Annotated in this window: 15 protein-coding genes; 10 read left to right on the forward strand and 5 right to left on the reverse strand. The window is 70.2% G+C overall.

Annotation, left to right across the window (positions count from 1 at the left end):
* Positions 1 to 239: 239 nt before the first annotated feature.
* The gene (locus NRB56_RS22485; RefSeq protein WP_153345387.1) at positions 240 to 917 is read right to left on the reverse strand and encodes an LppP/LprE family lipoprotein; all 678 of its coding nucleotides are present in this window, start codon (positions 915 to 917) and stop codon (positions 240 to 242) included.
* 557 nt (positions 918 to 1,474) lie between these two features.
* Here NRB56_RS22485 and NRB56_RS22490 point away from each other — a divergent pair.
* Positions 1,475 to 2,962, forward strand: a complete 1,488-nt coding sequence (locus NRB56_RS22490; protein ID WP_319943361.1) for a bifunctional phosphatase PAP2/diacylglycerol kinase family protein — start codon at positions 1,475 to 1,477, stop codon at positions 2,960 to 2,962.
* Positions 2,963 to 3,025: 63 nt separating this feature from the next.
* On the opposite strand, the gene NRB56_RS22495 is transcribed toward NRB56_RS22490, so the two are convergent.
* From NRB56_RS22495 to NRB56_RS22505, 3 genes are read right to left on the reverse strand one after another with little or no spacing between them, the layout of a single operon-like run.
* A complete protein-coding gene (locus NRB56_RS22495) occupies positions 3,026 to 3,805 on the reverse strand; it encodes an SDR family NAD(P)-dependent oxidoreductase (protein ID WP_153345389.1) in 780 nt (259 codons plus the stop codon).
* 5 nt (positions 3,806 to 3,810) lie between these two features.
* The gene (locus NRB56_RS22500; protein WP_153345391.1) at positions 3,811 to 4,611 is read right to left on the reverse strand and encodes an alpha/beta hydrolase; all 801 of its coding nucleotides are present in this window, start codon (positions 4,609 to 4,611) and stop codon (positions 3,811 to 3,813) included.
* Positions 4,612 to 4,652: 41 nt separating this feature from the next.
* The gene (locus NRB56_RS22505) at positions 4,653 to 5,468 is read right to left on the reverse strand and encodes an alpha/beta fold hydrolase (RefSeq protein WP_227838213.1); all 816 of its coding nucleotides are present in this window, start codon (positions 5,466 to 5,468) and stop codon (positions 4,653 to 4,655) included.
* A gap of 333 nt (positions 5,469 to 5,801) precedes the next feature.
* Here NRB56_RS22505 and NRB56_RS22510 point away from each other — a divergent pair, with 333 nt between their 5' ends.
* Both NRB56_RS22510 and NRB56_RS22515 read left to right on the forward strand, forming a co-directional pair.
* Entirely contained in the window at positions 5,802 to 8,336 is a 2,535-nt protein-coding gene (locus NRB56_RS22510) for an ATP-binding protein (RefSeq protein WP_319943362.1), read from the forward strand.
* Between the two features lie 2 nt (positions 8,337 to 8,338).
* Positions 8,339 to 11,116, forward strand: a complete 2,778-nt coding sequence (locus NRB56_RS22515; protein ID WP_153345394.1) for an AAA family ATPase — start codon at positions 8,339 to 8,341, stop codon at positions 11,114 to 11,116.
* A 4-nt stretch (positions 11,117 to 11,120) separates the two neighbouring features.
* On the opposite strand, the gene NRB56_RS22520 is transcribed toward NRB56_RS22515, so the two are convergent.
* The gene (locus NRB56_RS22520; protein WP_153345396.1) at positions 11,121 to 11,861 is read right to left on the reverse strand and encodes a MerR family transcriptional regulator; all 741 of its coding nucleotides are present in this window, start codon (positions 11,859 to 11,861) and stop codon (positions 11,121 to 11,123) included.
* 151 nt (positions 11,862 to 12,012) lie between these two features.
* Between NRB56_RS22520 and NRB56_RS22525 the strand changes: the two genes are divergently transcribed.
* The 7 genes from NRB56_RS22525 (at position 12,013) to NRB56_RS22555 (ending at position 21,455) form a co-directional block, all read left to right on the forward strand.
* The gene (locus NRB56_RS22525) at positions 12,013 to 13,464 is read left to right on the forward strand and encodes an amino acid permease (RefSeq protein ID WP_153345398.1); all 1,452 of its coding nucleotides are present in this window, start codon (positions 12,013 to 12,015) and stop codon (positions 13,462 to 13,464) included.
* Between the two features lie 125 nt (positions 13,465 to 13,589).
* A complete protein-coding gene (locus NRB56_RS22530) occupies positions 13,590 to 15,449 on the forward strand; it encodes a serine/threonine-protein kinase (protein WP_194290946.1) in 1,860 nt (619 codons plus the stop codon).
* A gap of 43 nt (positions 15,450 to 15,492) precedes the next feature.
* The gene (locus NRB56_RS22535; protein ID WP_153345402.1) at positions 15,493 to 16,929 is read left to right on the forward strand and encodes an aspartate ammonia-lyase; all 1,437 of its coding nucleotides are present in this window, start codon (positions 15,493 to 15,495) and stop codon (positions 16,927 to 16,929) included.
* A gap of 56 nt (positions 16,930 to 16,985) precedes the next feature.
* A complete protein-coding gene (locus tag NRB56_RS22540; RefSeq protein WP_153345404.1) occupies positions 16,986 to 17,351 on the forward strand; it encodes a hypothetical protein in 366 nt (121 codons plus the stop codon).
* A gap of 72 nt (positions 17,352 to 17,423) precedes the next feature.
* Positions 17,424 to 17,963, forward strand: a complete 540-nt coding sequence (locus NRB56_RS22545; protein WP_153345406.1) for a DUF7691 family protein — start codon at positions 17,424 to 17,426, stop codon at positions 17,961 to 17,963.
* Positions 17,964 to 18,097: 134 nt separating this feature from the next.
* On the forward strand, positions 18,098 to 18,985 hold the full coding sequence (locus NRB56_RS22550; protein WP_194290947.1) for a cyclopropane mycolic acid synthase family methyltransferase: 888 nt from the start codon (positions 18,098 to 18,100) through the stop codon (positions 18,983 to 18,985).
* 253 nt (positions 18,986 to 19,238) lie between these two features.
* A complete protein-coding gene (locus NRB56_RS22555; protein WP_153345409.1) occupies positions 19,239 to 21,455 on the forward strand; it encodes a SulP family inorganic anion transporter in 2,217 nt (738 codons plus the stop codon).
* The last annotated feature ends 70 nt before the right edge of the window (positions 21,456 to 21,525 follow it).

Below are 21,525 nucleotides of genomic sequence, written 5' to 3' on the forward strand. Positions count from 1 at the left end.
CGCCATCGCCCCGAGCAGGAGCGCCACCAGTCCGACGGCGGCTGCTGTCAGTCGGAGTACGAATCGTTGTGATGCGGCGCCGGGCGAGTCGTCCCCTGCGTTGCTCATGACTCCATCGTCTCGCTCCATCGGTGCGAGTCAAGGGCGGCTACGACGTCGCCGCGTGATCGGAATTCGCGCGCCGGGGACTTCCGTACGGCGGCGAATCGACTGGTCGGTGGGGCGCACCCGGTGTTGCGTCAGTGCGGGTCGGTGACCTCCGTGGGGATGTCGCGGTCCGGGGTCACGGTGTGACCGTCCGCGCCCAGGGTGAGGGTGACGGTCATCGGTCCGCCCGTGGGGCAGCAGCTGGGATCGTCGTGCCCGAGCCAGCGGTATTCGATCTGGACGCTGCGGTCCGACGAACCGGCCACCGAGGTGTAGGCGGTCCACTTCCGGGTCGCGGTGCCCAGGAAACCCGCGTGGTCGAACAGCAGGACGTGCCACGGTGAACTTGCAGTGCCGCCCTCGGTGTCGGCCAGCACCCACATCAGTGCCGGGCACGAGCCGAGGGGGGCTTCGGTGCTCCGGTACGCAACGAATGTCGCGCCGGCGACGCTCGGTCCGATCTCGGCCAGTGCGGCTGTCACCACCGGCGACTTCGGATCCACGCATGTGCCGTTGCCCGCGGTCGCAGGCACGCCGACGACCGCCGGCGTGGAAACCTGCCCGCCGGTGGCCGGCTGCTTGGTGACCTGCCCGCCGGTCGCCGACTGTGTGGAAACCGGTCCGCCGGTGGCCGGCTGCGTAAACCCCGGTGCGGCTGGGGTGGGGGTGGTGGACGTTGTTTCGGATTGCCGAGTGGTCGTCCCGTCCTGGCACGCCGTGGTCAGTGCCAGCGTCGCGATCGCGATGACGACGCCTGCGATCCCCTTCATGACATGCTCTCTTCCCTCGGTACCCGAATATCCCCAGCGGGGTGATCGGGGCTGCACACCCGCGCCGCGCATGCTAGGACAGCCCCAGGTATTTCGCGACAGCCGTAACCGCGGTGAGGATCGGCTCACACGAATCCAACTCCGGCACAAGGGCATCGAAGCCGTGTTCGCCGTCGGGAACATCGATCACGTCGACAGTGGCGCGCCGGAACCGGCCCGTGTACGAGGAGCACCGCAGGCAATGGCGCCACCGAATCGTCGCGCCGACAGACATCGGACTCGTTCGCGCGCTCCGTCACGATGTCGTGCGTGTGCTCCATGGATCCAGTGTGCCCGGTGTGGAAGGGATCTCACGGTCGGTTCGGGAGAGTGGCACGGGGAAAGCGGTAGCTGGATTACGCACCTCGAGAATATGCGGTGACTCGATCCGAGCGCCCCGGGCCTGACCGGGTCGGCGGGTGGCTCCGATGACCTTGTGCCGTACCCGGCGGGGTGTGCTGGACGGTGCATGGTCCACGATGGAATGCGGTGATCGGCGAGCGAGAGTAGGTGGATGGGTGGTGCGGGCATCGACCGGCGGGTCCGGGCTTCGGCGGACGCGGGGGCGTATCGCGGCGGCGGATCTGCGGCTGCTGGACGCTGTCGGTGCGCGGCGATCGGTGGTACTCGATCGGGTGTTGCCCGGCCTCGGCCGGTGGGCCAACCACGGTGTGCTGTGGTTTGTGGTGGGGATCGGTATCTCGGTGCGGAAGGATCGGCGGACGCGGCGGGCGGCGCTGCGTGGCGCCGCGGCCATCGGGATCGCGAGCCCGCTGACCAACCTGGTGTTCAAGAACGTGTTTCGCCGGTCTCGCCCGCCGATCACGGGCGTCCCGCTGGTGCGGCATCTGGTGCGGCCGCCGATCACACCGTCGTTCCCGTCCGGCCACTCCGCCTCGGCCGCCGCGTTCGCGACCGCGGTGGCGATGGAAGCGCCTGCGGCCGTGGCGGTTCCGGTCGGCGTGCTCGCCGCGTCCGTCGCGGTGTCCCGGGTGGTCTCCGGCGCGCACTATCCCTCCGACGTGGTCGTGGGAGCGGCGGTCGGAACGGGTTGCGGTCTGTTGACGCGGTTGTGGTGGCCGGTGCGGCCGCCGGGCCGGGCGACGGCGGCGGAGAGTGACGCGGATGTGCCGGCGCCCGTATCCGGGGCGGGGGTCGTCGTTCTGATCAACGACGGTGCCGGGACCACGAATCCGCAACTGTCCGAGGTGATCCGGGCGGAACTCCCCGACGCCGAGGTGCTCGTGCTGCCCGGGGACGAGATGGAGGAAGCGCTGCGGCGCGCGGCCGGTTCGGCGCGGGTCGTCGCGGTCGCGGGCGGCGACGGGACCGTGAACGCGGCCGCACGGCACCTGGCGGGCACCGATGTGCCGCTGCTGGTGTTGCCCGCGGGCACGCTCAACCACTTCGCCCACGAACTCGGCGTGCACACGGTGGACGACGCGCTGTCGGCGTTGCGCGCGGGGCACGCGGTCCGGGTCGACGTCGGGCGCGTCGACGGCCGGGTGTTCCTCAACACCTGCGCGTTCGGGCTCTACACCGATCTGGTCGCCTTCCGCGGTCGCTGGGAAGGCCGGATCGGGAAGTGGCCGGCGATGCTCGCGGGCATGTTCCATGTTCTCCGCCGGGGTCAGCCCCAGTCGGTACTCATCGACGGGGTTCCGCGGCTGGTCTGGATGATATTTCTCGGCAACGGCCGCTACCATCCGGCCGGATTCGCGCCCGCCTACCGCAGCCGCCTCGACGACGGTCTGCTCGACGTCCGGATCGTCGAGGCCGGGACGCCGTTCGCCGCGACCTGGATGGTGTTCGCGATGCTCACCCGCACCCTGCGGTGGTGCCCGGCCTATCGGCAATACACCTCGCCGCGTGTGCATTTCGCCACCGCCGACCCGGTGCTCCGGCTTTCGCTCGACGGGGAGTACACCGAGGTCAGTGAGCAGGCGACATTGCGGATCGACCCGGCGGCGCTGCTGGTGTACCGGCCGCCGGGCGACGTGGAATGAGACCGCGTCCCGCTGCCCGCCGGCGACGCTACGGCGGTCCGGCGATCTGTTCGAGGAAGCCGGTCACCATGTGGGGATGTAGCCGCCGTCGATGCGGAAGTCGGCGCCGGTGATGTTCGCGGCGCGGTCACCGGCCAGTACGAGGGCCAGGGCGGCCACTTCGTCGGGGGTGGAGAAGCGTCCGGTCACGGTGGAGGCCGCGGCGCCCGCGGCGACGGCGCCGGGGTCGGTGCCGGAGGCTTTGCCGACGGTGGCGGCGACGCCGTCGGCGGCCAGCCACAGATCGGTCGCGACCGGGCCGGGGCTGATGGTGTTGACGCGGATCCCGTGCGCGCCGAGCTCTTTGGACAGGGCCTTGGAGAAGGCGATCAGGGCGGCCTTGGCGGCGCTGTAGTCGATCACCAGGGCTTCGGGCAGGGTCGCGTTGACCGAGCCGACGGAGATGATGCTGCCGCCGCCGGCGGCGATCATGGCCGGTACCGCCGCACGGGTGGTGCGCACCGCGGTGAGCAGGTTCAACTCCAGGGTGTGCTGCCACTGCGCGTCGGTGACGGAGAGGAATCCGTCGGTGCGCGGGGGCGCGCCGCCGACGTTGTTGACGAGGATGTCGATGCGGTCGCCGGCGGCGGCGACCAGCGTCGCGGGGCCGTCGGCGGTGCCGAGGTCGACCGTGATCCGTTGCACGGCACCGGTTTCGGCGAGGTCGTCGAGGTCGGTGCCGAATCGGCGGGCGCCCGCGACCACGCGCGCGCCGGCCGCTGCCAGCGCGCGCACGGTGGCGAGCCCGATGCCGCGGCTGGCGCCGGTGACGATGGCGACGCGGCCTTCGAGTTCGAGGTCCATGTGGATCAGAATCCCATACCGGCGAGCCAGGTCAGGCAGGCGTCGGCGACCTCGGGCCAGCCGTGGTCGACGGTCAGGGAATGGCCCCGGTCGGAGAATTCGAGGAGTTCGGTGGGGGCGTCGGTGTGCCGGTACTGCTTCAGCGTCGCCTTCGTGATCACCTCGGGCACCGTGTGATCCTGTCCGCCGGCGATCAGCAGCAGGGGCGCGCCGGTGTCCCGATCGGTGTTCACCTTCGCCGGGGAGTGCAGGGAGAAGTTCGCGGCGGCGGCCTCGAACAGCGGGCGCCCCGGTGCGGGGATCGTGTACCGCTCGAACAGATCCTTGGATTCCGGCTCGGGTACGGCGTTGCCGAAGGCATACCGGAACTGGTCCTCGGTCAGTTCGACCGCGCGGTGGATGTTGGCCGGATTGCGGAACACCGGCAGTGTCGCGTGCAGTGACGACAACGGCAGCGGCAGAACACCTTTGATCTGCGCGGCGTCGATGCCGATCGCCGCGACGGCCTTGTCCTCGCCGAGCAGTTTCTGGGCGATCATGCCGCCGAAGGAATGCCCGATGACGATCGGCGCGGCCGGCAGCCCGGCGATGATGTCGGTGTAGTGCGCGTCGACGGCATCGATGCCGTGATCGGCTATGGCGCCGGGATTCTCGCGGCTGGCGGCGACGGTGTCCGCCACCCCGGGCCAGCCCGGCGCGATCGCGGTGTAGCCGGCCTCGGCGAACCTCTCGATCCACGGCTGCCAGGAGTCGGGGTGCAGCCACAGTCCGTGGATGAATACCACCGGGGGTTTCGTCGTGCTCATCGGGTTTCCTGTTCTCGGGTGAAAGGTGCTGGGAGTGAGGGTTATCCGGAGACGGCGGCGGTCGCCTCGAGGACGATCGCGGTGACGGCGCCGGGATGGGCGACCATGACCGCGTGGGAGGAGTGCACGCGTTCGACGTGGGCGTTCGCCCGTTGTGCCAGGTATTCCTGACCGGCGGGCGGAATCGCGTTGTCGTCCAAAGTGATCAGGTCCCAGGACGGGATCGTCCGCCAGGCCGGGGGACCGGAGGGGTCCAGTTGGGCGGTCAGCGCCAGCGGGTGCTGGGTGGCGGCCATCCGCTGCTGTTGCGCCGGTGGCACATCGGCGGCGAACACCCGCGCGAAGTCCTCGGATTTGATGTACACGTCGGGGACGGTGTCCGGCCGGGGGCGGATGTCGATCGTGGCCGGACCGAGCAACCCGCCCGGGAATCGGAGGGGATCCACTGCGGTGGTGATGCTTTCGCCTTCGTCGGGCAGGAACGCGCCGACGTACACCAGGGCCCGCACGTTCGGCACCCCACGGGCGGCGTTGGTGATCACCGCACCGCCGTAGGAGTGGCCGACCAGCACGATCGGTCCGGGGATCGCCCGCAACGCGGCCCGGACCGCGTCCGCGTCACCGGCGACGCCGCGCAGCGGATTGTCCACCGCGACAGCGTGATAGCCGCGATCGCGGAGATCGGCGATGGTGGCGTCCCAGCCGCTGGAATCGGCGAACGCGCCGTGCACGAACACGATCGTGGGTGTGTCCGTCGCAGCGGCGGCCGGTGTCGCCGTCGACACCGTCGCCGCCACCGGGGTCAGCGCGAGCATTGCCGCCAAGAGCGCTGTGCGCCAATCGGACCGGACTCTCATGAGGGTCTCTCTTCTGTTGTCGGCGCCGCTGTCCCGGCGCCTGTTTCGACGCTACGGGCCGGTGCGACGTCCCCGCTTCGGTCGTTTGACCCAAGTCGATACCGACCTCTACTGCACTGGTGCCCGATCCGTCTCGCGAGCCGGCGGGACGCCGGCCGATCAGTTGGGGCAGGGGGCCGAGGTAGAGGCCGGCCGCGGTCGCCGCGCACAGCAGCACAAGGCGAATCGGTCAGGTGACACCGGAATGACGTATTTCTGCGCTCGGCACGCCGCTGTCCGATCGCAGTCGTTCGACGCATTGGCCCGGCGGGCACCGGACGCTACCTTGTTCCGGTGACCAGCCAATTGTTCGGCCGGGAGAGTGAAATCCGGGCCTTGACCGAGGCGATCCGCGGGGTCGCCGACCGGGGTGCGGGTCGGTGCCTGGTGCTGCTCGGGGATCCCGGGATCGGCAAGACGGCCCTGTTGCAGGCCACTCGGGAGATCGCGCGTGGCCTGGGGGTCCGGGTGCTGGCGGCCGGCGGGGTGCAGTCCGAGGCGCAACTTCCGTACGCGGGGCTGCATCAGATCCTGCGGCCGCTGCTGCGGGCGGCGGCCGGTGTGCCGGACCAGCGCCGGCAGGCGCTGCTCACCGCGTTCGGACTGGCCGAGGGGGAGCGGCCGGATATCTACGGCGTCGCCTTGGCGGCGGTGGACCTGCTCGGCGCGGCGGCGACCGAGCGGCCGGTGGCCATCCTCGTCGACGACGTGCAGTGGCTGGATGCGCAGAGTCAGCAGGTGCTCACGTTCATCGCACACCGGCGTGCGCCGTTGCGGATCGCCGTCGTCGGTGCCGTGCGGACCGGATATCCGGGGCCGTTCGTCGTCGCCGGGCTGCCCGAATTGCAGGTTTCCAGCCTGGACGGGGATGCCGCCGAGGAGATCCTGCGCAGCGTGGCCGACGTGCCGGGGGTGTCGGACCGGCGGCGCATCCGGGAGCAGGCGCAGGGGAATCCGCTGGCACTGCTCGAACTGCCGCAGACGCTCGCGGGGGCCGCGTATCCGGAGGCACCGGAATGGCAGCCGCTCACCGCCCGGCTGGAGCGGGCATTCGGGAGCCGGGTGGCCGAACTGGACCCGGCGGCCCGGGACGCGCTGCTGATCGCGGCCGTCGATCCGGTCGACGATCTGACCGAGATCCTGGCCGCTCTGGCGGTGCTGCGGGGGAGCCCGGTCTCGGCCGAGGTGCTGGCGCCCGCCGTGGCGGTCGGGCTGGTGCGGGTCGAGCAGGGCCGGCTGCTGCTGCGTCATCCGCTGGTCCGCTCGGGGGTACTCCAGGCCGAGACGATCGAGCGCAGGCACGCCGCCAACGCCGCCGTCGCGGCGGTCCTGGACGCCGACCCGTACCGGCGGGCCTGGCACCGGGGACAGTCGCTCGTCGGACCGGACGACGAGATCGCCGACGAGCTGGAGGCGGGTGCGGCGCTGGCCGTCGGGCGGGGCGCGGCGCTGTCCGCGGTCGGTCTGCTCCAGCGGTCCGCCCAGCTCACCGGCGATTCGGCGCACCGGGGGCACCGGCTGCTGGTGGCCGCCGAGCACGCGTTCAGCGTCGGCAGGCAGGACCAGGTGAGTCTGCTCGTGACGGCCGCGGAGCGGTGCGACCTGTCCGAGCTCGACTGGGCGCGGTCGCAGTGGCTGCGCGAGATCTTCCACGACGGGGTGCCCGGTGACGCCGCCCGGGTGCACCAGCTGTGCGACGTGGCGCGGCAGTCCGGCGCGGCCGGCGACCACGACCTGGCGCTGAACCTGCTGTTCGGAGCGGCACTGCGGTGCTGGTGGGCCGATACCGGGCCGGACGCGCGGGGCGATGTGCTCGCCACGGTGAAGGCCCTGGCCGGCGGGGTGGGCCTCGCGCGCGACCACCGGTACGTGGCCGCGCTCGCGCTCGCCGGACCGGTGGCCGAGTGCGGGACCGTCCTGGACCTGCTGTCCGAGATCGATCCGGCCGCGATCGCCGACGGCGACGCCCTGCGGGTCTTCGGCATCGCCGCCACCGCGATCGGCGATCCCGTCCGCAGCCTGGCGTTTCTCGGCCGGGCGGAGACCTTGCTGCGCGCTCAGGGCCGGCTGGCGCTGCTGTCCCAGACGCTCTCCCTCGGTGTGGTCAACCGGCTGCACACCGGCGACTGGGAGGGCGCGCAGGCGGCCGCCGGGGAGGGGGAGCGGCTGGCGAAGGAGACCGGCCAGCCGATCTGGCGGACCGGGGCGCTGGTCTGCGACGCGTTGAGCAGCGCGTTCCGGGGCGACACCGACCAAGCGCTCAGCTACGTGGCCGAGGTGGAGGCGGCGGCGAGCCGGCAGCGGCTGAACCAGCTGTTGTCCATCGCCCAGCTGGCGAAGGGGGCCGCGCTGCTGGCCGCCGGACGATCCGCGCAGGCGTACCGGGAATTGGCACGATCGTTCCGGTCCGACGATCCGAGTTTTCATCAGCGCGAGCGATTCGGTGCTGTGATGTTCCTCGCTGCGGCGGCGGTCGAGGCGGGCGAGGAGGCCGCCGCGACCGAGCTTGTTGCCGAGTTGTCGCAGGTCGCGGCCGTTGCTCCGGCCCCGCTACTGGTCGTTAATCTCCGTTATGCTCGCGCTGTGCTTGCAGACGACGTCACCGCCGATCCGCTCTACGCGGACATGATCAACCAGGACTTCACCGGTTGGCCGTGGTCGCGAGCGTGCGCGAATCTGGCTCTCGGGGGCCGGCTGCGGCGACTGCGGCGCGGCGCGGAGGCGGTGCCGGCGCTGCGAGCGGCCGTCACCGAGTTCGATCGCATCGGCGCCAGGCCGTGGTCCGATCGAGCCCGAGCCGAACTCGGAGCGGCAATCAGCGGCTCGTAGTGATGTCGGAATTATCGGATCTGATCGGCCGGGACAGCGAACTACAGGTCCTCGCCGGCCTCATCGACGATGTCGAGAACGAGGGCGGCGCGATCGTCGTCGTCGGCGATCCCGGCATCGGGAAGACCTCGCTGCTGCGCGCCGCCGCCGCGCACGGGAAGGCCGCGGGCCTCGGCGTCCTGTCCGTCGCCGGGATCGAGGCGGAGGCCCACCTCCCGTTCGCGGGCCTGCACCAGCTCCTGCGGCCGATCCTGGCCGAGACCGACACGCTGCCGGTGCCGCAGCGGGACGCACTGCACTCGGCGTTCGGCATGCGCCCGGCCGTGGCCGCCGGCGGTCCGCCGGAACTGTTCATGATCGCGCTGGCGACCCTGAACGTGCTGACGGAGGTGTCCGGCCGGCAGCCGCTGCTCATCGTCGTCGACGACGTGCAATGGCTCGACGGGCCCACCCAGGACGTGCTCGGCTTCGTCGCGCGCCGGCTCGGCAGCGATCCCTGCGTCCTGATCGGCGTGGTCCGGGCCGGTCACGACATCGCGTTCGCCGCCGCCGGACTGCCGCAACTCACGCTCGACCGGCTCACCGAGCAGGACGCCCACGAACTGCTGGACCGGCACGCCACCGACCTCGGACCCGCCGACCGGCAGCGCGTTCTGCTGGAAGCGGCCGGGAACCCGCTGGCCCTCACCGAACTGCCGCTGGCGCTGCGCTCGGCGAGCCGACTGGCGGCGGAATACGGGGAACAACCGCCGCACACCCTCCCGCTGACGGCCCGGCTGGAGCGCGCCTTCGCCGCGCGCCTGGGCGATCTTCCGCCGCACTGCCGGGACGCCCTGCTGATCGCGGCGGTGGACGACGCCGAGGACCTGCGGGAGATCGTCGCGGGCGCCACCATCCTCGCCGGGCAGGAAGTGCCCGTCGCCGTGCTGGAGCCGGCCGTGGCGGCCGGGCTGGTCCGATTCGACGACTTCCACCTGCGCTTCCGGCATCCGCTGGTCCGCGCGGCCATCATCGAGAAGATGCCGCTGACCCGGAAGCGGGCCGCCCACGCGGCGCTGGCCGAGGTGCTCACCGGCGAGCCGTACCGGCGGACCTGGCATCGGGCGCAGTCCATCGACGGACAGGACGACGAGGTCGCCGACGAGATGGAACGGGCGCACACGATCCCGTTGCGCCGCGGCTCGGCGGCCGAGGTCATCTGGGCGCTGGAACGCGCCGCAGAGCTCAGCACCGACTCGGCCACCCGTGGGCGGCGACTGATGCTCGCCGCCGAGCACGCCTTCGGCCTCGGACGCGCCGACCTGGTCGACCAGCTGCTCGAACGCGCCGGCCGGACCACGCTGTCCCGGCTCGACCAGGTGCGGATGCAGTGGCTGCGGGAGATCTTCCACGACGGGGTGCCCGGTGACGCCGACCACGTCTTCCGGCTCTGCGCGGCGGCACAGGAGGCGATCGACGCGGAGGATCAGGCGCTCGCGCTGAACCTGCTGCAGGCGGCCGGGCTGCGCTGCTGGTGGTCCGATACCGCCACGGAGGCCCGGATGCGGGTGTGCGAGGTGGCCCGCCGGGTCGATCGCGCGCCCGACGACGCCCAGCTCACCGCGATCTTCAGCCTCGCCGACCCATTGGGTGAGTATCGGACGGTGGCGGACCGCCTGTCCCTGGTACGGCTGGAGAGTGTCACCGACCCGGCCGGGCTCTGGCTCTACGGGATGGCGGCGGCGGCGATCGCCGACCCAGTGCTCTCCGTCGACTTCCTGGGCCGCGCCGAGACCGTCCTGCGCCAGCAGGGCCGGTTGGGCCTGTTGTCCCAGGTGTTGTTGATGAGTGTGATCGACAGCATGGAGATCGGGGACTGGGAACACGCCTGGGCCGCCAGCGAGGAGGGGCGCCGGCTGGCGGCGGACACCGGGCAGGCGATCTGGGACGCCAGTTCGCAGGCGCTCTACGCCATGCTGCTGGCGTTGCGCGGCGAGCACGAGCAGGCCGAGTCGATCGCGGCCGACGCGGAGCGGTCCGCGGCGGGCCGGCGACTGAGCAACCTGCTGGCCCTCGTGCAGCTCGCGCGCGGATTCGCCCACCTGAGCGCCGGTCGGCACGAGAACGCGTATCACGCGCTGCGCCGGATGTTCGACCCGGACGACGCCGCCTTCCACGTGCACGAACGATTCCACGCGGTCAGCTTCCTCGCCGAGGCCGCCGCGCACGCGGGCCTGGCCGACGAGGCTTGCGCGGTGATCGACGGCCTGGCGGAGGAGGCCCGCACGGTCCGTTCGCCGATCCTGGTCCGCCAGCTCAGCTACGCCCGGGCGGTGCTGGCTCCCGAGGATCAGGCCGAGGACGCCTTCCTCGCCGCGCTCAGCGCCGATCTGACCCGATGGCCGTGGCTGCGGGCCCGGCTGGAACTGGCCTTCGGGCAGTGGCTGCGGCGGCAGCGCCGGGTCGCCGAGGCCCGGCGGCCGCTGCACGCGGCGCAGCTCACCTTCGACCTGATCGGCGCGCGGCACTGGGCCGAGACGACCCGGATGGAGCTGCGCGCGGCCGGCGTGCGCACCCGGTCCGCCGCCGGGCAGGCGGCCGGGCTGGCGTCGCTGACCGCTCAGGAGTTGCAGATCGCCCGGCTCGCCGCCGAGGGACTGTCGAACAAGGAGATCGGGTTGCGGCTGTACCTGTCGCATCGCACGGTCGGATCCCATCTGTACCGGATCTACCCCAAGCTGGAGGTCAGCACCCGGGCCCAGCTCGCCGCCCTGCTGGGCACCCGGAACAGCGACGCCTGACGCGTCAGTCGGGCAGTACTCCCGGTAGATCGCGGCTGACCGCCGACCGGAGGTAGCGGTCCACCATGCGGTCGATCAGGCCCGTCGCCACCGCACTCGGCCGGGTGCGTGCGACGGCCAGTTCCCCGGCCAGTTTGTCGATGTCGCGCTCCGTTCGCCCGGATCGCCGGTACGCCCGGATCGCGGTGCGGGCGAACAGGTCGGTGAACTGCCGTGCGATGTGGTCGCAGTCGGTGCGCAGCATCTCGATCTCGTCGAGCGCGCGATCGATCGGCACACCGTCCGCCACCAGTTGGTCGAACAGTTCGATGAGCGCCGGATCGCCTGGCCGGTAACTGATTTCGTCGATCGGCTCGTAGAGTCCGGCGGCCACGGCGGCGGCCAGGCCGTCCGGGACGGAGCGGAACCGCTCGGCGAGTTCGGCCGCGGGGATCGTGGCGGTGGCGGACACGGTCCCCGGTGGGGGCGGTGTGGTAGCCACGGATACGCCGAGGATGTCGGCGAGGTCCTCGCCCCGGTCCCACGCCTCGAGGAGACTCCGCACTCCGTTCAGGGTGATGCCGCGGTCGAGCAGCCGGGTCACGATGCGGACCCGGTCGAGGTGCTCGGCGCTGTAGAAACCGGTGCGGCCCTTCATCTTCGCGGGTGGGAGAAGACCGCGCTCGTGGTAGTCGCGCAGCGTGCGAACCGTCATCCCGGCCTGTTCGGCCAACTCGGCGATCGTGAGTTCGTCTTCCACACTCATGTCCCCAGCAAACCACAGCCGGGCAACGCGAACCGGGGCCAGGTTTCGGCGACGTTACAGCTTCCCGCAGCTCTTGCTATCTGCCATCAGATGACGGTAAATAACATCAATCAATGGCACGTTCCACCGTTCACCGAAGGAAGACCACCCCATGACCACTGTGAAACCTCCGCGGAGCCAGGACGCTCCCGCGGTGACATTCGACGAGGACGCCGGGTATCACAAGGCGTTGCGGCCGCGGCAGTTGCAGATGATCGCCGTCGGCGGCGCCATCGGCACCGGCCTGTTCCTCGGCGCGGGCGCACGGCTGAAGGACGCCGGCGCGGGACTTTTCCTGACCTACGCGGTCTGCGGGATCTTCGTGTTCTTCATACTGCGCGCACTGGGAGAACTGGTGCTGCACCGTCCGTCCTCCGGTTCGTTCGTCTCCTATTCCCGCGAATTCTACGGGGAGAAGATGGCTTTCGGCGTGGGCTGGATGTACTTCTTCCACTGGTGCATGACCGGGATCGTCGACATCACCGCGATCGCGACCTACGTGCACTACTGGGGCGCGACGAAGGTGATCCCGCAGTGGACGATCGCGCTGATCGCGCTGGTGATCGTGGTCGCGATCAACATGGTGTCGGTCAAGTGGTTCGGTGAGATGGAGTTCTGGGCCGCGCTGATCAAGGTGATCGCGCTGGTCGCGTTCCTGGTCATCGGCATCGTTTTCCTGGTGGGACGCTTCAAGATCGCGGGCGAGGTCACCGGTCCGAGCGTGATCTCCACGCACGGCGGGCTGTTCCCGCGTGGCGTGCTGCCCCTGGTGCTCACCACGACGGGTGTCGTCTTCGCCTATGCCGCAGTCGAACTCGTCGGCACCGCCGCCGGTGAGGCGGAGAACCCGGAGAAGATCATGCCGCGGGCGATCAACTCCGTGATCGCGCGGATCGCGCTGTTCTACGTGGGTTCGCTGGTGCTGCTGTCGATGTTGTTGCCGTACACCGCGTTCAAGTCCGGCACCAGCCCGTTCGTCACCTTCTTCACGCGGCTGGGCGTGCACGGCGCGGGTTCGGTGATGAACCTGATCGTGCTCACCGCGGCATTCTCCAGCCTGAACGCGGGGCTCTACTCGACCGGGCGGATCCTGCGGTCGATGTCGGTGAACGGCAGTGCGCCGGCGCTGGCCTCTCGGATGTCGAAGGGCGGTGTGCCGTATATCGGTATCCTCGCGACCGCCACGGTCGCGCTGGCCGGAGTCGGGCTCAACGTGGTGGTACCCGCCAAGGCGTTCGAGATCGTGCTGAACATGTCCGCGCTGGGCACCATCGCCGCGTGGGGCGCGATCCTGCTCTGCCAGTTGAAGTTGTGGTACCTGGCGAAGCAGGGCAAGGTCGAGCGGCCGTCGTTCCGCTTGATGGGCGCCCCGTACACCAGTATCGCGGCGCTCGCCTTCCTGGTGGTGGTGCTCGGCATCATGGCCTTCGGCAAGGACAGCACGCAACGAGGTGCGCTGATCGCCATGGTCGCGGTGGTGCTGCCGATGATGGTGGGGGGCTGGTTCCTGGCCCGCCGCCGGGTCGCGGCGCTGGCTGCGGGCCGAGAGCACCCGGTGCGATGAGGGCCCGGCCGACTCCTGTTGCACGACGGCAAGTTTCGATCCAGGATCGGCCAATGCCGCGCGACCGTACCGCCCGGTGTGGTCGCGCGGCGCCCCCGCCGTCGAGTCGGAACGGTGTGTCGAGCATGAACGAATTCACTGCACGCGAGGCGATCGAGCGGGATGAGGACCCGGAAGCCGGGCTGCTGTCGAAATGTGAAGTGCCCGAACACAAGAGATTTTGCTGGAGCTGCGGGCAGCCGGTCGGGCGCGGTGGTGGATCTGCCGCCGCGCTGCGGGGCGCCTGCCGAAACTGCGATACGCGATACAGTTTCGGCCCCGATCTCGCCGCCGGTGATCTGGTCGCGGGGCAGTACGAGGTCCGGGGTTGCCTGGCCTACGGCGGGGTCGGCTGGATCTACCTCGCCCGGGACCGCCGGGTGGGCGGGCGCCCGGTGGTGCTGAAGGGGTTGCGCAATCCGGGCGATCTCGAGGCGCACATCGCGGCGCTGGCGGAGCGGCAGTTCCTGTCGGAGGTGGTGCATCCGGCCATCGTCAAGATCTTCAACTTCGTCACCCACCACGACGCCTCCGGCGCCGGCCGCGGCTACATCGTGATGGAGTACGTGGCCGGCCGCTCGCTCGCCGGGGTGCTCGATCAGCGGGGTGCGCCGCTGACCCCGGCCGAGGCGATCAGCTACCTGCTGAAAGTCCTGCCCGCACTGGACTATCTGCACTCGCTCGGATTGGCGTACAACGATCTGAAGCCGGACAACATCATGGTGAGCCCGGACGAGGTCAAACTCATCGACCTGGGCGCGGTCGCGGCCGTGAACTCCGGTGGATTCCTCTACGGGACACCGGGATTCCAGGCGCCGGAGATCGCGCGCACGGGCCCCACCGTGGCGACCGACATCTACACCATCGGCCGGACGCTCGCGGCCCTGACCCGGCCGCCGGGTGCGCCCCGCGACCGGATCGTGGATTCGGAGTATCCGGCCTTCACGAAGTTGCTGCGCCGCGCGACACATTCCGATCCCGCGGCGCGCTTCCCTTCCGTCCGAGCTCTGATCGGGCAGCTGACCGGGGTGTTGCGAATGATGGTGGTGCGGTCGGCCGACAGCGATCAGCCGCAGCTCTCGGCGGTGTTCGCCGAGCCGCGGCAATCCGATTTCGGCGTCGATCTGATTCTGCGCACCCTGCGCTCGGCCGAATCCGCCGACGGGCGGCCACAACTCACCGCGGCGGCGGTCGCGGCCGCGCTGCCCGTTCCGGCGGCCGTCTCGGCACTGGACGAATCGCGCGGTCACCGGGGCGGTGACTGGCGGTTCGAATGGTTCGCCGGTCTGACCGCACTGACCTCGGAGGCGATCGAGGCGGCCCAGCGCCGGTTCGAGGTGGTGAACGCCATGCTGCCGGGGGAGACCGCTCCGCTGCTGGCGCTCGCGGCGACCGCCGAATTGCTCGGGGACGCCGCCGATCCGGGCGATCGCGACCGATGGTATGACACCGCCACCGAGCACTACCGGGCGGTGTGGCAGTCCGACCGCACCATCGTGAGCGCCGGGTTCGGGCTGGCCCGGCGGCTGCTCGCCGCGGGCGACCGCGAGGCCGCGATCGCCACCCTGCGCCGGGTGCCGGTCCGGTCGAGCGCGTACGACCGGGCGCGGATGACGATCAGCCTGTTGCTGGCCGCGGGGCCGGCGGCGGACCTGACCCAGGACCGGCTGGAAGAGGCGGCGGCCCGCCTCACCGATCTGGCCCGGGAAGCCCGGGTCCTGGAACTGTGCTCGGTGGTCCTGGACGGTGCGCTGCACTGGGTCCTGGCCGGTGGCCGGCCACAGCGGCCGACGGACACCATCCTCGGTTGCGCCTACGCGGAGCCGGATCTACGCCGCGGACTGGAATCGGCGCTGCGCGCGGTGGCGCGCGCGACGCCCGACACGCTGGCCCGGTTCGCGCTGGTGGACCGGGCCAACACGGTCCGCCCGCGTTCGTGGTATTGACCACGCCCCTCTCGTTCCATCCCGACGAAATCGGAGTCTTCCCATGACCGACGACCATCGAATCGAACGCGATTCGCTAGGCGAGCTACTCGTGCCGGCGGACGCCTACTACGGTGTGCACACCGCCCGCGCGGTGGCGAACTTCCGGATCACCGGCACCACCATCGGGCAGTATCCCGCCCTCATCACCGCCCTGGCGTCCGTGAAAATGGCCGCGTGCGAGGCGAATCGGGTACTGGGCCGGTTGGACGACCGGCGCGCCGACGCCATCACGACGGCCTGCGCCGAACTGCGCGTGGGCCGGTTCCTCGACCAGTTCCCGATCGATCCGGTCCAGGGCGGGGCCGGCACGTCCTCGAACATGAACGCCAACGAGGTGATCGCCAACCGGGCGCTGGAGATCCTCGGCCACCCGCGCGGTGCGTACACCGAGATCGATCCGATCACGCACGTCAACCTCGGTCAGTCGACCAACGACGTGTATCCCACCGCCGTCCGGCTCGCCGTGGTGACCCACATCCGGGAGCTGACCGCGAGTCTGGACGGCCTGACGCGATCGTTCGCCGGTAGGGCCGACGCGTTCGCGGACGTGATCAAGATGGGCCGTACCCAACTCCAGGACGCCGTGCCGATGACGCTCGGCCAGGAGTTCGCCGCGTACGCGACCACCGTGCGCGCGAACCGGGACCGCCTGGCCGAGGGCGCGTTGTCGTTGCTGGAGTGCAATCTGGGCGGCACCGCGATCGGCACCGGAATCAACGGTCATCCCGACTATCCGGCGCTGGCGTGCCGGTATCTGCGGGAGATCACCGGTGAGCCGGTGGTGCCGGCCGCCGATCCGATCGCGGCCACCTCGAATTGCGGTGACTTCGTGCAGATCTCGGGCATGCTCAAGCGGGTCGCGGTGGAGCTGTCGAAGATCTGCAACGATCTGCGGCTGCTGGCGTCGGGGCCGACCGCGGGCCTGCACGAGATCAATCTGCCTGCCGCGCAGGCGGGTTCGTCGATCATGCCGGGGAAGGTGAATCCGGTGGTGCCGGAGCTGGTCAACCAGGTCGCGTTCGAGGCGATCGGCAACGATCTGACGGTGACCCTGGCGGCCGAGGGAGGTCAATTGCAGCTCAACGCCTTCGAGCCGATCATCGCGCACAGCCTGCTGCGGACCCTGAGTCATCTCACCGCGGCGGCGGATACGCTGGCCGTCGGCTGTGTCGACGGGATCACCGCCAACCGTGACCATCTGGCCGAGGAGGTGCGCCGGTCGGCCGGGCTGGTCACCGCGCTGGCCCCGTATCTCGGCTACGCGGCGTGCGCGCGGGTGGCGAAACAGTCGCTGCGTACCGGGCGTTCGGTCGCGGACATCGTGGTGGACGAGGGCCTGCTCGACCGCGACCGGGTCACGGAACTGCTCGCCCCGCGGCGATTGGCCGGACTGCCGGCGGCGAATGCCGTGCCCGTCCTCGATGCGGCCGTATCGTGAGGGGACGCAACGTGATTCGGCAGTTCAGCGCACCACGACAAAGGATCGGTGCCGTCATGGACGAATTCGGTGACGACTCGGTGGCCGGCCGGGGCCACGTCTCCCGGCCCCTGGCGCTGGCGCACCACCCGGCTGCCGCCGGCGCCGCGGAGGGGGAGGCGACCGCCCTGGTCCGGGCCGAACGGGCACAGCTGGAACAGGCGCGAGTGTTCCAGGCCGCGCTTCTCGCCGAAGCCGAACTGCTACAGGAGGAACTGAACGCGCTGCACGGGGAGATGCGCGAGATCCACCGCCAGTTGACCGCGCTGCGACACCGATTTCCCGGCCTGCCCCCGGAACCGGCGCCGACCGGCCGGGCGCCGGTCGCGCTCGTGCCACCGGCCGCCGGTTCCTGGCCCGGTTCCCGGGGAGCGCGGAGATGACCGCCGGCCTCGCCGCAGCGCGCGTGCGGCTGTCCCGGGCACGCTGACGGTGGGGCTGTCTACGATGCGCGCATGAATGGTTTCGTCCGCGTGTGCCTGACCGACATCGACCGGGTCTTCGGGTCGATCGGATCCCGCGACGAGGAACTGCTCGAGCGGATCGTGGTGCGGCACAGGGACGATTTCGTGGCGGACGCGGCCGAGCGGGCGGCGGGAGAGGTCGGCGAGTTCGACGCGGTACGGATGTTGCTGCTCGAGGATCCCGGGACCTATCGGTGGGCCGACGCGCACAACAGCGCGTTCGAGACGATCATGGGGATGTTCGACGGGCGGTGGCTGGTGGATGTCGAGCACGGCCGGCTGGAACAGATCGGGGAGGGGTTCGCGAGTCTCGGGGTGGACGCGATCTACGCCAACGACCTGACGTGCGGGACCCCGTGGGCCAACGAGGACTGCCGGCAGGCGTGGTGGCAGTGGCGGGCGGCGACCCCGGAGCAACGCGCCGAGGTGGAGCCCGAGGTGCTGGTCGCGATCGACGAATGGATGCGGTGGTTGCACGAGGCGGCGTCGACATCGCATCTGGGGTTGCTCGGCGCTTTGTGGTGGGGGTGACGGCGGCGGCGTGTCGGTGGTTGCGGACAGCGGTGTGCTGATTGAATGCTCGACGCTCGGTGCGGACTCGGTCCGCGGTCGCGGTGTGGCAGTTCAGTGTCGATCCAATGTCCATGTATCCGACGGGAGCCTGCATGACCCGAACGCCCTTCTATGCCGATGTGCAATCCCATTACGACCTGTCCGACGATTTCTTCGCGCTGTTCCTGGATCCGACCCGGACCTACAGTTGCGCGTATTTCGAGCAGGACGACTACACCCTGGAACAGGCGCAGATCGCGAAGATCGATCTGGCGCTCGGCAAACTGGATCTAGCGCCGGCGTCGACCCTGCTGGACGTGGGCTGCGGGTGGGGTTCGACCATGGTGCGCGCGCTGGACACCTACCCGGACCTGTCGGTCACCGGTCTGACCCTGAGCCGCAACCAGTACGAGTACGTCAACCAGTTGCTGGACCGCCACGGCTACACGGATCGGGCCGAGGTGCGGCTGCAGGGCTGGGAGGAGTTCGACGGCAGCGTCGACCGGATCGTGTCGATCGGCGCCTTCGAGCACTTCCGGCACGAGCGGCATGCCGCCTTCTTCAAGTTCGCGCGGGCGGCGCTGCCCCCGAAGGGGCGAATGCTGTTGCACACCATCGTGTTGTACCCGTTCGGGTACGTCCGCGACATGGGTATCCCGTGTACCAAGGAGGACATTCAGTTCTTCCGGTTCATTCGCGACGTGATCTTCCCGGGCGGGCAGCTGCCGTTCCCGGAGAAGGCCGGCTTCCCGGGGGTCAAGGACTTCGCCGAGGGCGCCGGATTCCGCGTGGAGCGGATGCACGCGCTGCAGCAGCACTACGCGCGCACGCTGGACTGCTGGTCCACCGCGTTGTCCGAGAAGCGGGCCGAGGCGATCGAGCTGTGCGGTGAGGCGACGTACGACACCTACATGAAGTACTTGACCGGCTGCGCCGGCTATTTCCGCCAGGGCAGCATCGATGTCATGCAATTCACCTGTGTCGCAGACGATTCCGTGTAGTCGTCGCATGCTGTAGCGCCGGGACCGGCGCGTCGGGCCGTCGTGCCGGGCAGGATCCCTGTCCGGCACGACGGCCTCCGTGTATCATCGACCATGTGACCTGCATCACAAGTTAGTGCCAGTATGTGGGATCTCTTGGGAAATCCTTTCCAAATTCTTTGCGGCTTCTTTACACTCGTGTCGGCCACAAGCCTTCGATGCCTGTACATGTTCCACCGATGAACCGGACCGAGAGGTCCGGCGAAGGAGAAATATGTCGACCGACACCGATCCGGCCCGCCGGATGCTCTTTCCGGGCCTCTCGTCCGTGTTTCGGCACGATCTACCCGCCTCTGTCGTGGTCTTCCTGGTCGCGCTACCCCTGTCCATCGGCGTGGCCGTGGCCACCGGCGCCCCGGTCGCGGCCGGATTGCTGGCGGCCGTCGTCGGCGGCCTGGTCGCGGGCCTGCTGGGCGGCTCGTCGCTACAGGTCAGCGGGCCGACCGCCAGCCTCACCGTGGTCGTCGCGCAGAGCATCGTCCAATACGGCTGGGCGGCAACCTGTTTCATCACCATCGGAGCCGGCGTACTGCAGGTGCTGTTCGGGCTGAGCCGGCTGGCGCGCGGGGCGCTGGCCATCGCGCCGGTGGTGGTGCACGGCATGCTCGCCGGCATCGGCGTGACGATCGCGTTGCAGCAGATGCACGTTCTGCTCGGCGGCGAATCGCACAGCTCGTCGTGGGCGAGCATCGTCGATCTGCCGCGTCAGCTGATGTCCGTGCACCCCGGCGACGCGTTCGTCGGCGGCGTCGTCATCGCGATCCTGCTCGGCTGGCGGTATCTGCCGCCGGTCCTGCGGATGGTGCCGGCGCCGCTGGTGGCGGTCGTGACCGCCACCGGGCTGGCCATGGTGGTACCCACCAGCATCGAGCGAATCTACGTGGCGGGCACGCTCTTTCACGACATCACGCTGCCGGCGCTGCCGGGCGGCGGCTGGGGCGGGATCGCGCTGGCCATGGTGACCGTCGCCCTGATCGCCAGCGTCGAGACCCTGCTCTCGGCGGTCGCCGTCGACCGGATGCAACCGGGCCGGCGCACCGACATGGACCGGGAACTGATCGGGCACGGCATCGCCAATGTCGTTGCGGGAGTGGTGGGTGCGCTGCCGGTGGCGGCGGTCATCGTGCGCAGCATCACCAACGTGAAGGCCGGGGCCCGGTCCAAGGCGTCCACCATGTTCGCCGGGTTGTGGATCCTGGTGTTCGCGGTCGCGCTCGTCGATGTGGTGCAACAGATTCCGGAGGCGGCGCTGGCCGGGGTGCTCATCGTCATCGGCATGAGCCTGATCAAACTCGCGCACATCCGGCTGGCCCGGCGGGCCGGGGACCTGTTCGTGTACGCGGCCACGGTATTGGTGGTGGTCTTCGTCAATCTGCTGGTCGGCATGCTGCTCGGGCTGGCCCTGGCGTTCGCGCTGCTGCTGTGGCGGGTGGTCCGGGTGGTCATCGTGGCGACGCCGGTCCCCGGCACCGAGAACGGCTGGCTGGTCGCCGTCGACGGCACCTGCACCTTCCTCGCGCTGCCCCGGATGGCGGCGGAGCTGGCGCGGGTGCCGCGGAACGCCGTCGTCACCGTCGAGATGACCGTCGACTTCATCGACCACGCCGCCTCCGACGCCCTCTACGACTGGGTGCAGCAGCACCGAAGTCTCGGCGGCACGGTCGAATTGGTGGAGATGGGCGCGGTGCGGCTGGCGGATCTGGCCGGCGGTCCGCCCGCCCGCGGCCACGCCCGGCACCTGCTCGACGAGATGCTCGGACCGTGGCGGCGCACCCCGCGGGTGGATCCGGTGACGGCCGGTATCGCGGCCTACCATCGCAGTCACGCGCACGTGGTCCGGCCGCATCTGGGTGAGCTGCTGGATGGGCAGAATCCGGACGCGTTGTTCCTCACCTGCGCGGATTCCCGGATCGTGCCGAACGTGATCACCAACAGCGGTCCGGGCGATCTGTTCACTGTGCGCAACATCGGCAATCTGGTGCCCGCCGACGGGCGCGACACCTCGGTCGAGGCGGCGATCGTCTACGCGCTGGAGAAGCTCGCGGTGCGCTCGGTGGTGGTGTGCGGGCACTCGAAATGCGGTGCGATGGATGCGCTCTACCATGAGCGGGTCACCGGACCGGGGCTCGACGACTGGCTCGCGCACGGCCGGCCCACCCTGCAGCGGTACCGGCACGGGCATCCGGTGGCGGCCGCCGCCGCGACGGCCGGATTCGGGCCGGTCGACCAGCTGGGCATGGTGAACGTCGCGGTACAACTGGAGACGCTGGCGGCGCATCCGGTGGTCCGCCGCGCGATGACCGAACGCGGAGTTGTGTTGTCGGGCTTGTTCTTCGACATCTCCAGCGCCCGCGTCATGGAGATCACGCCGTCCGGCATCGGTCACATCGACGACGCGAGCGGATCCGTCACGGCACTGCCGGTCCAGTAGGACCGTCCGGCGGCGCCCCGGGGTGGGTGACCCGGGGCGCCGCCGCGCCCGAATAGGGGGTCTGACCGGG

The organism is Nocardia aurantia (genome assembly GCF_009604425.1).
Lineage (GTDB): Bacteria > Actinomycetota > Actinomycetes > Mycobacteriales > Mycobacteriaceae > Nocardia > Nocardia aurantia.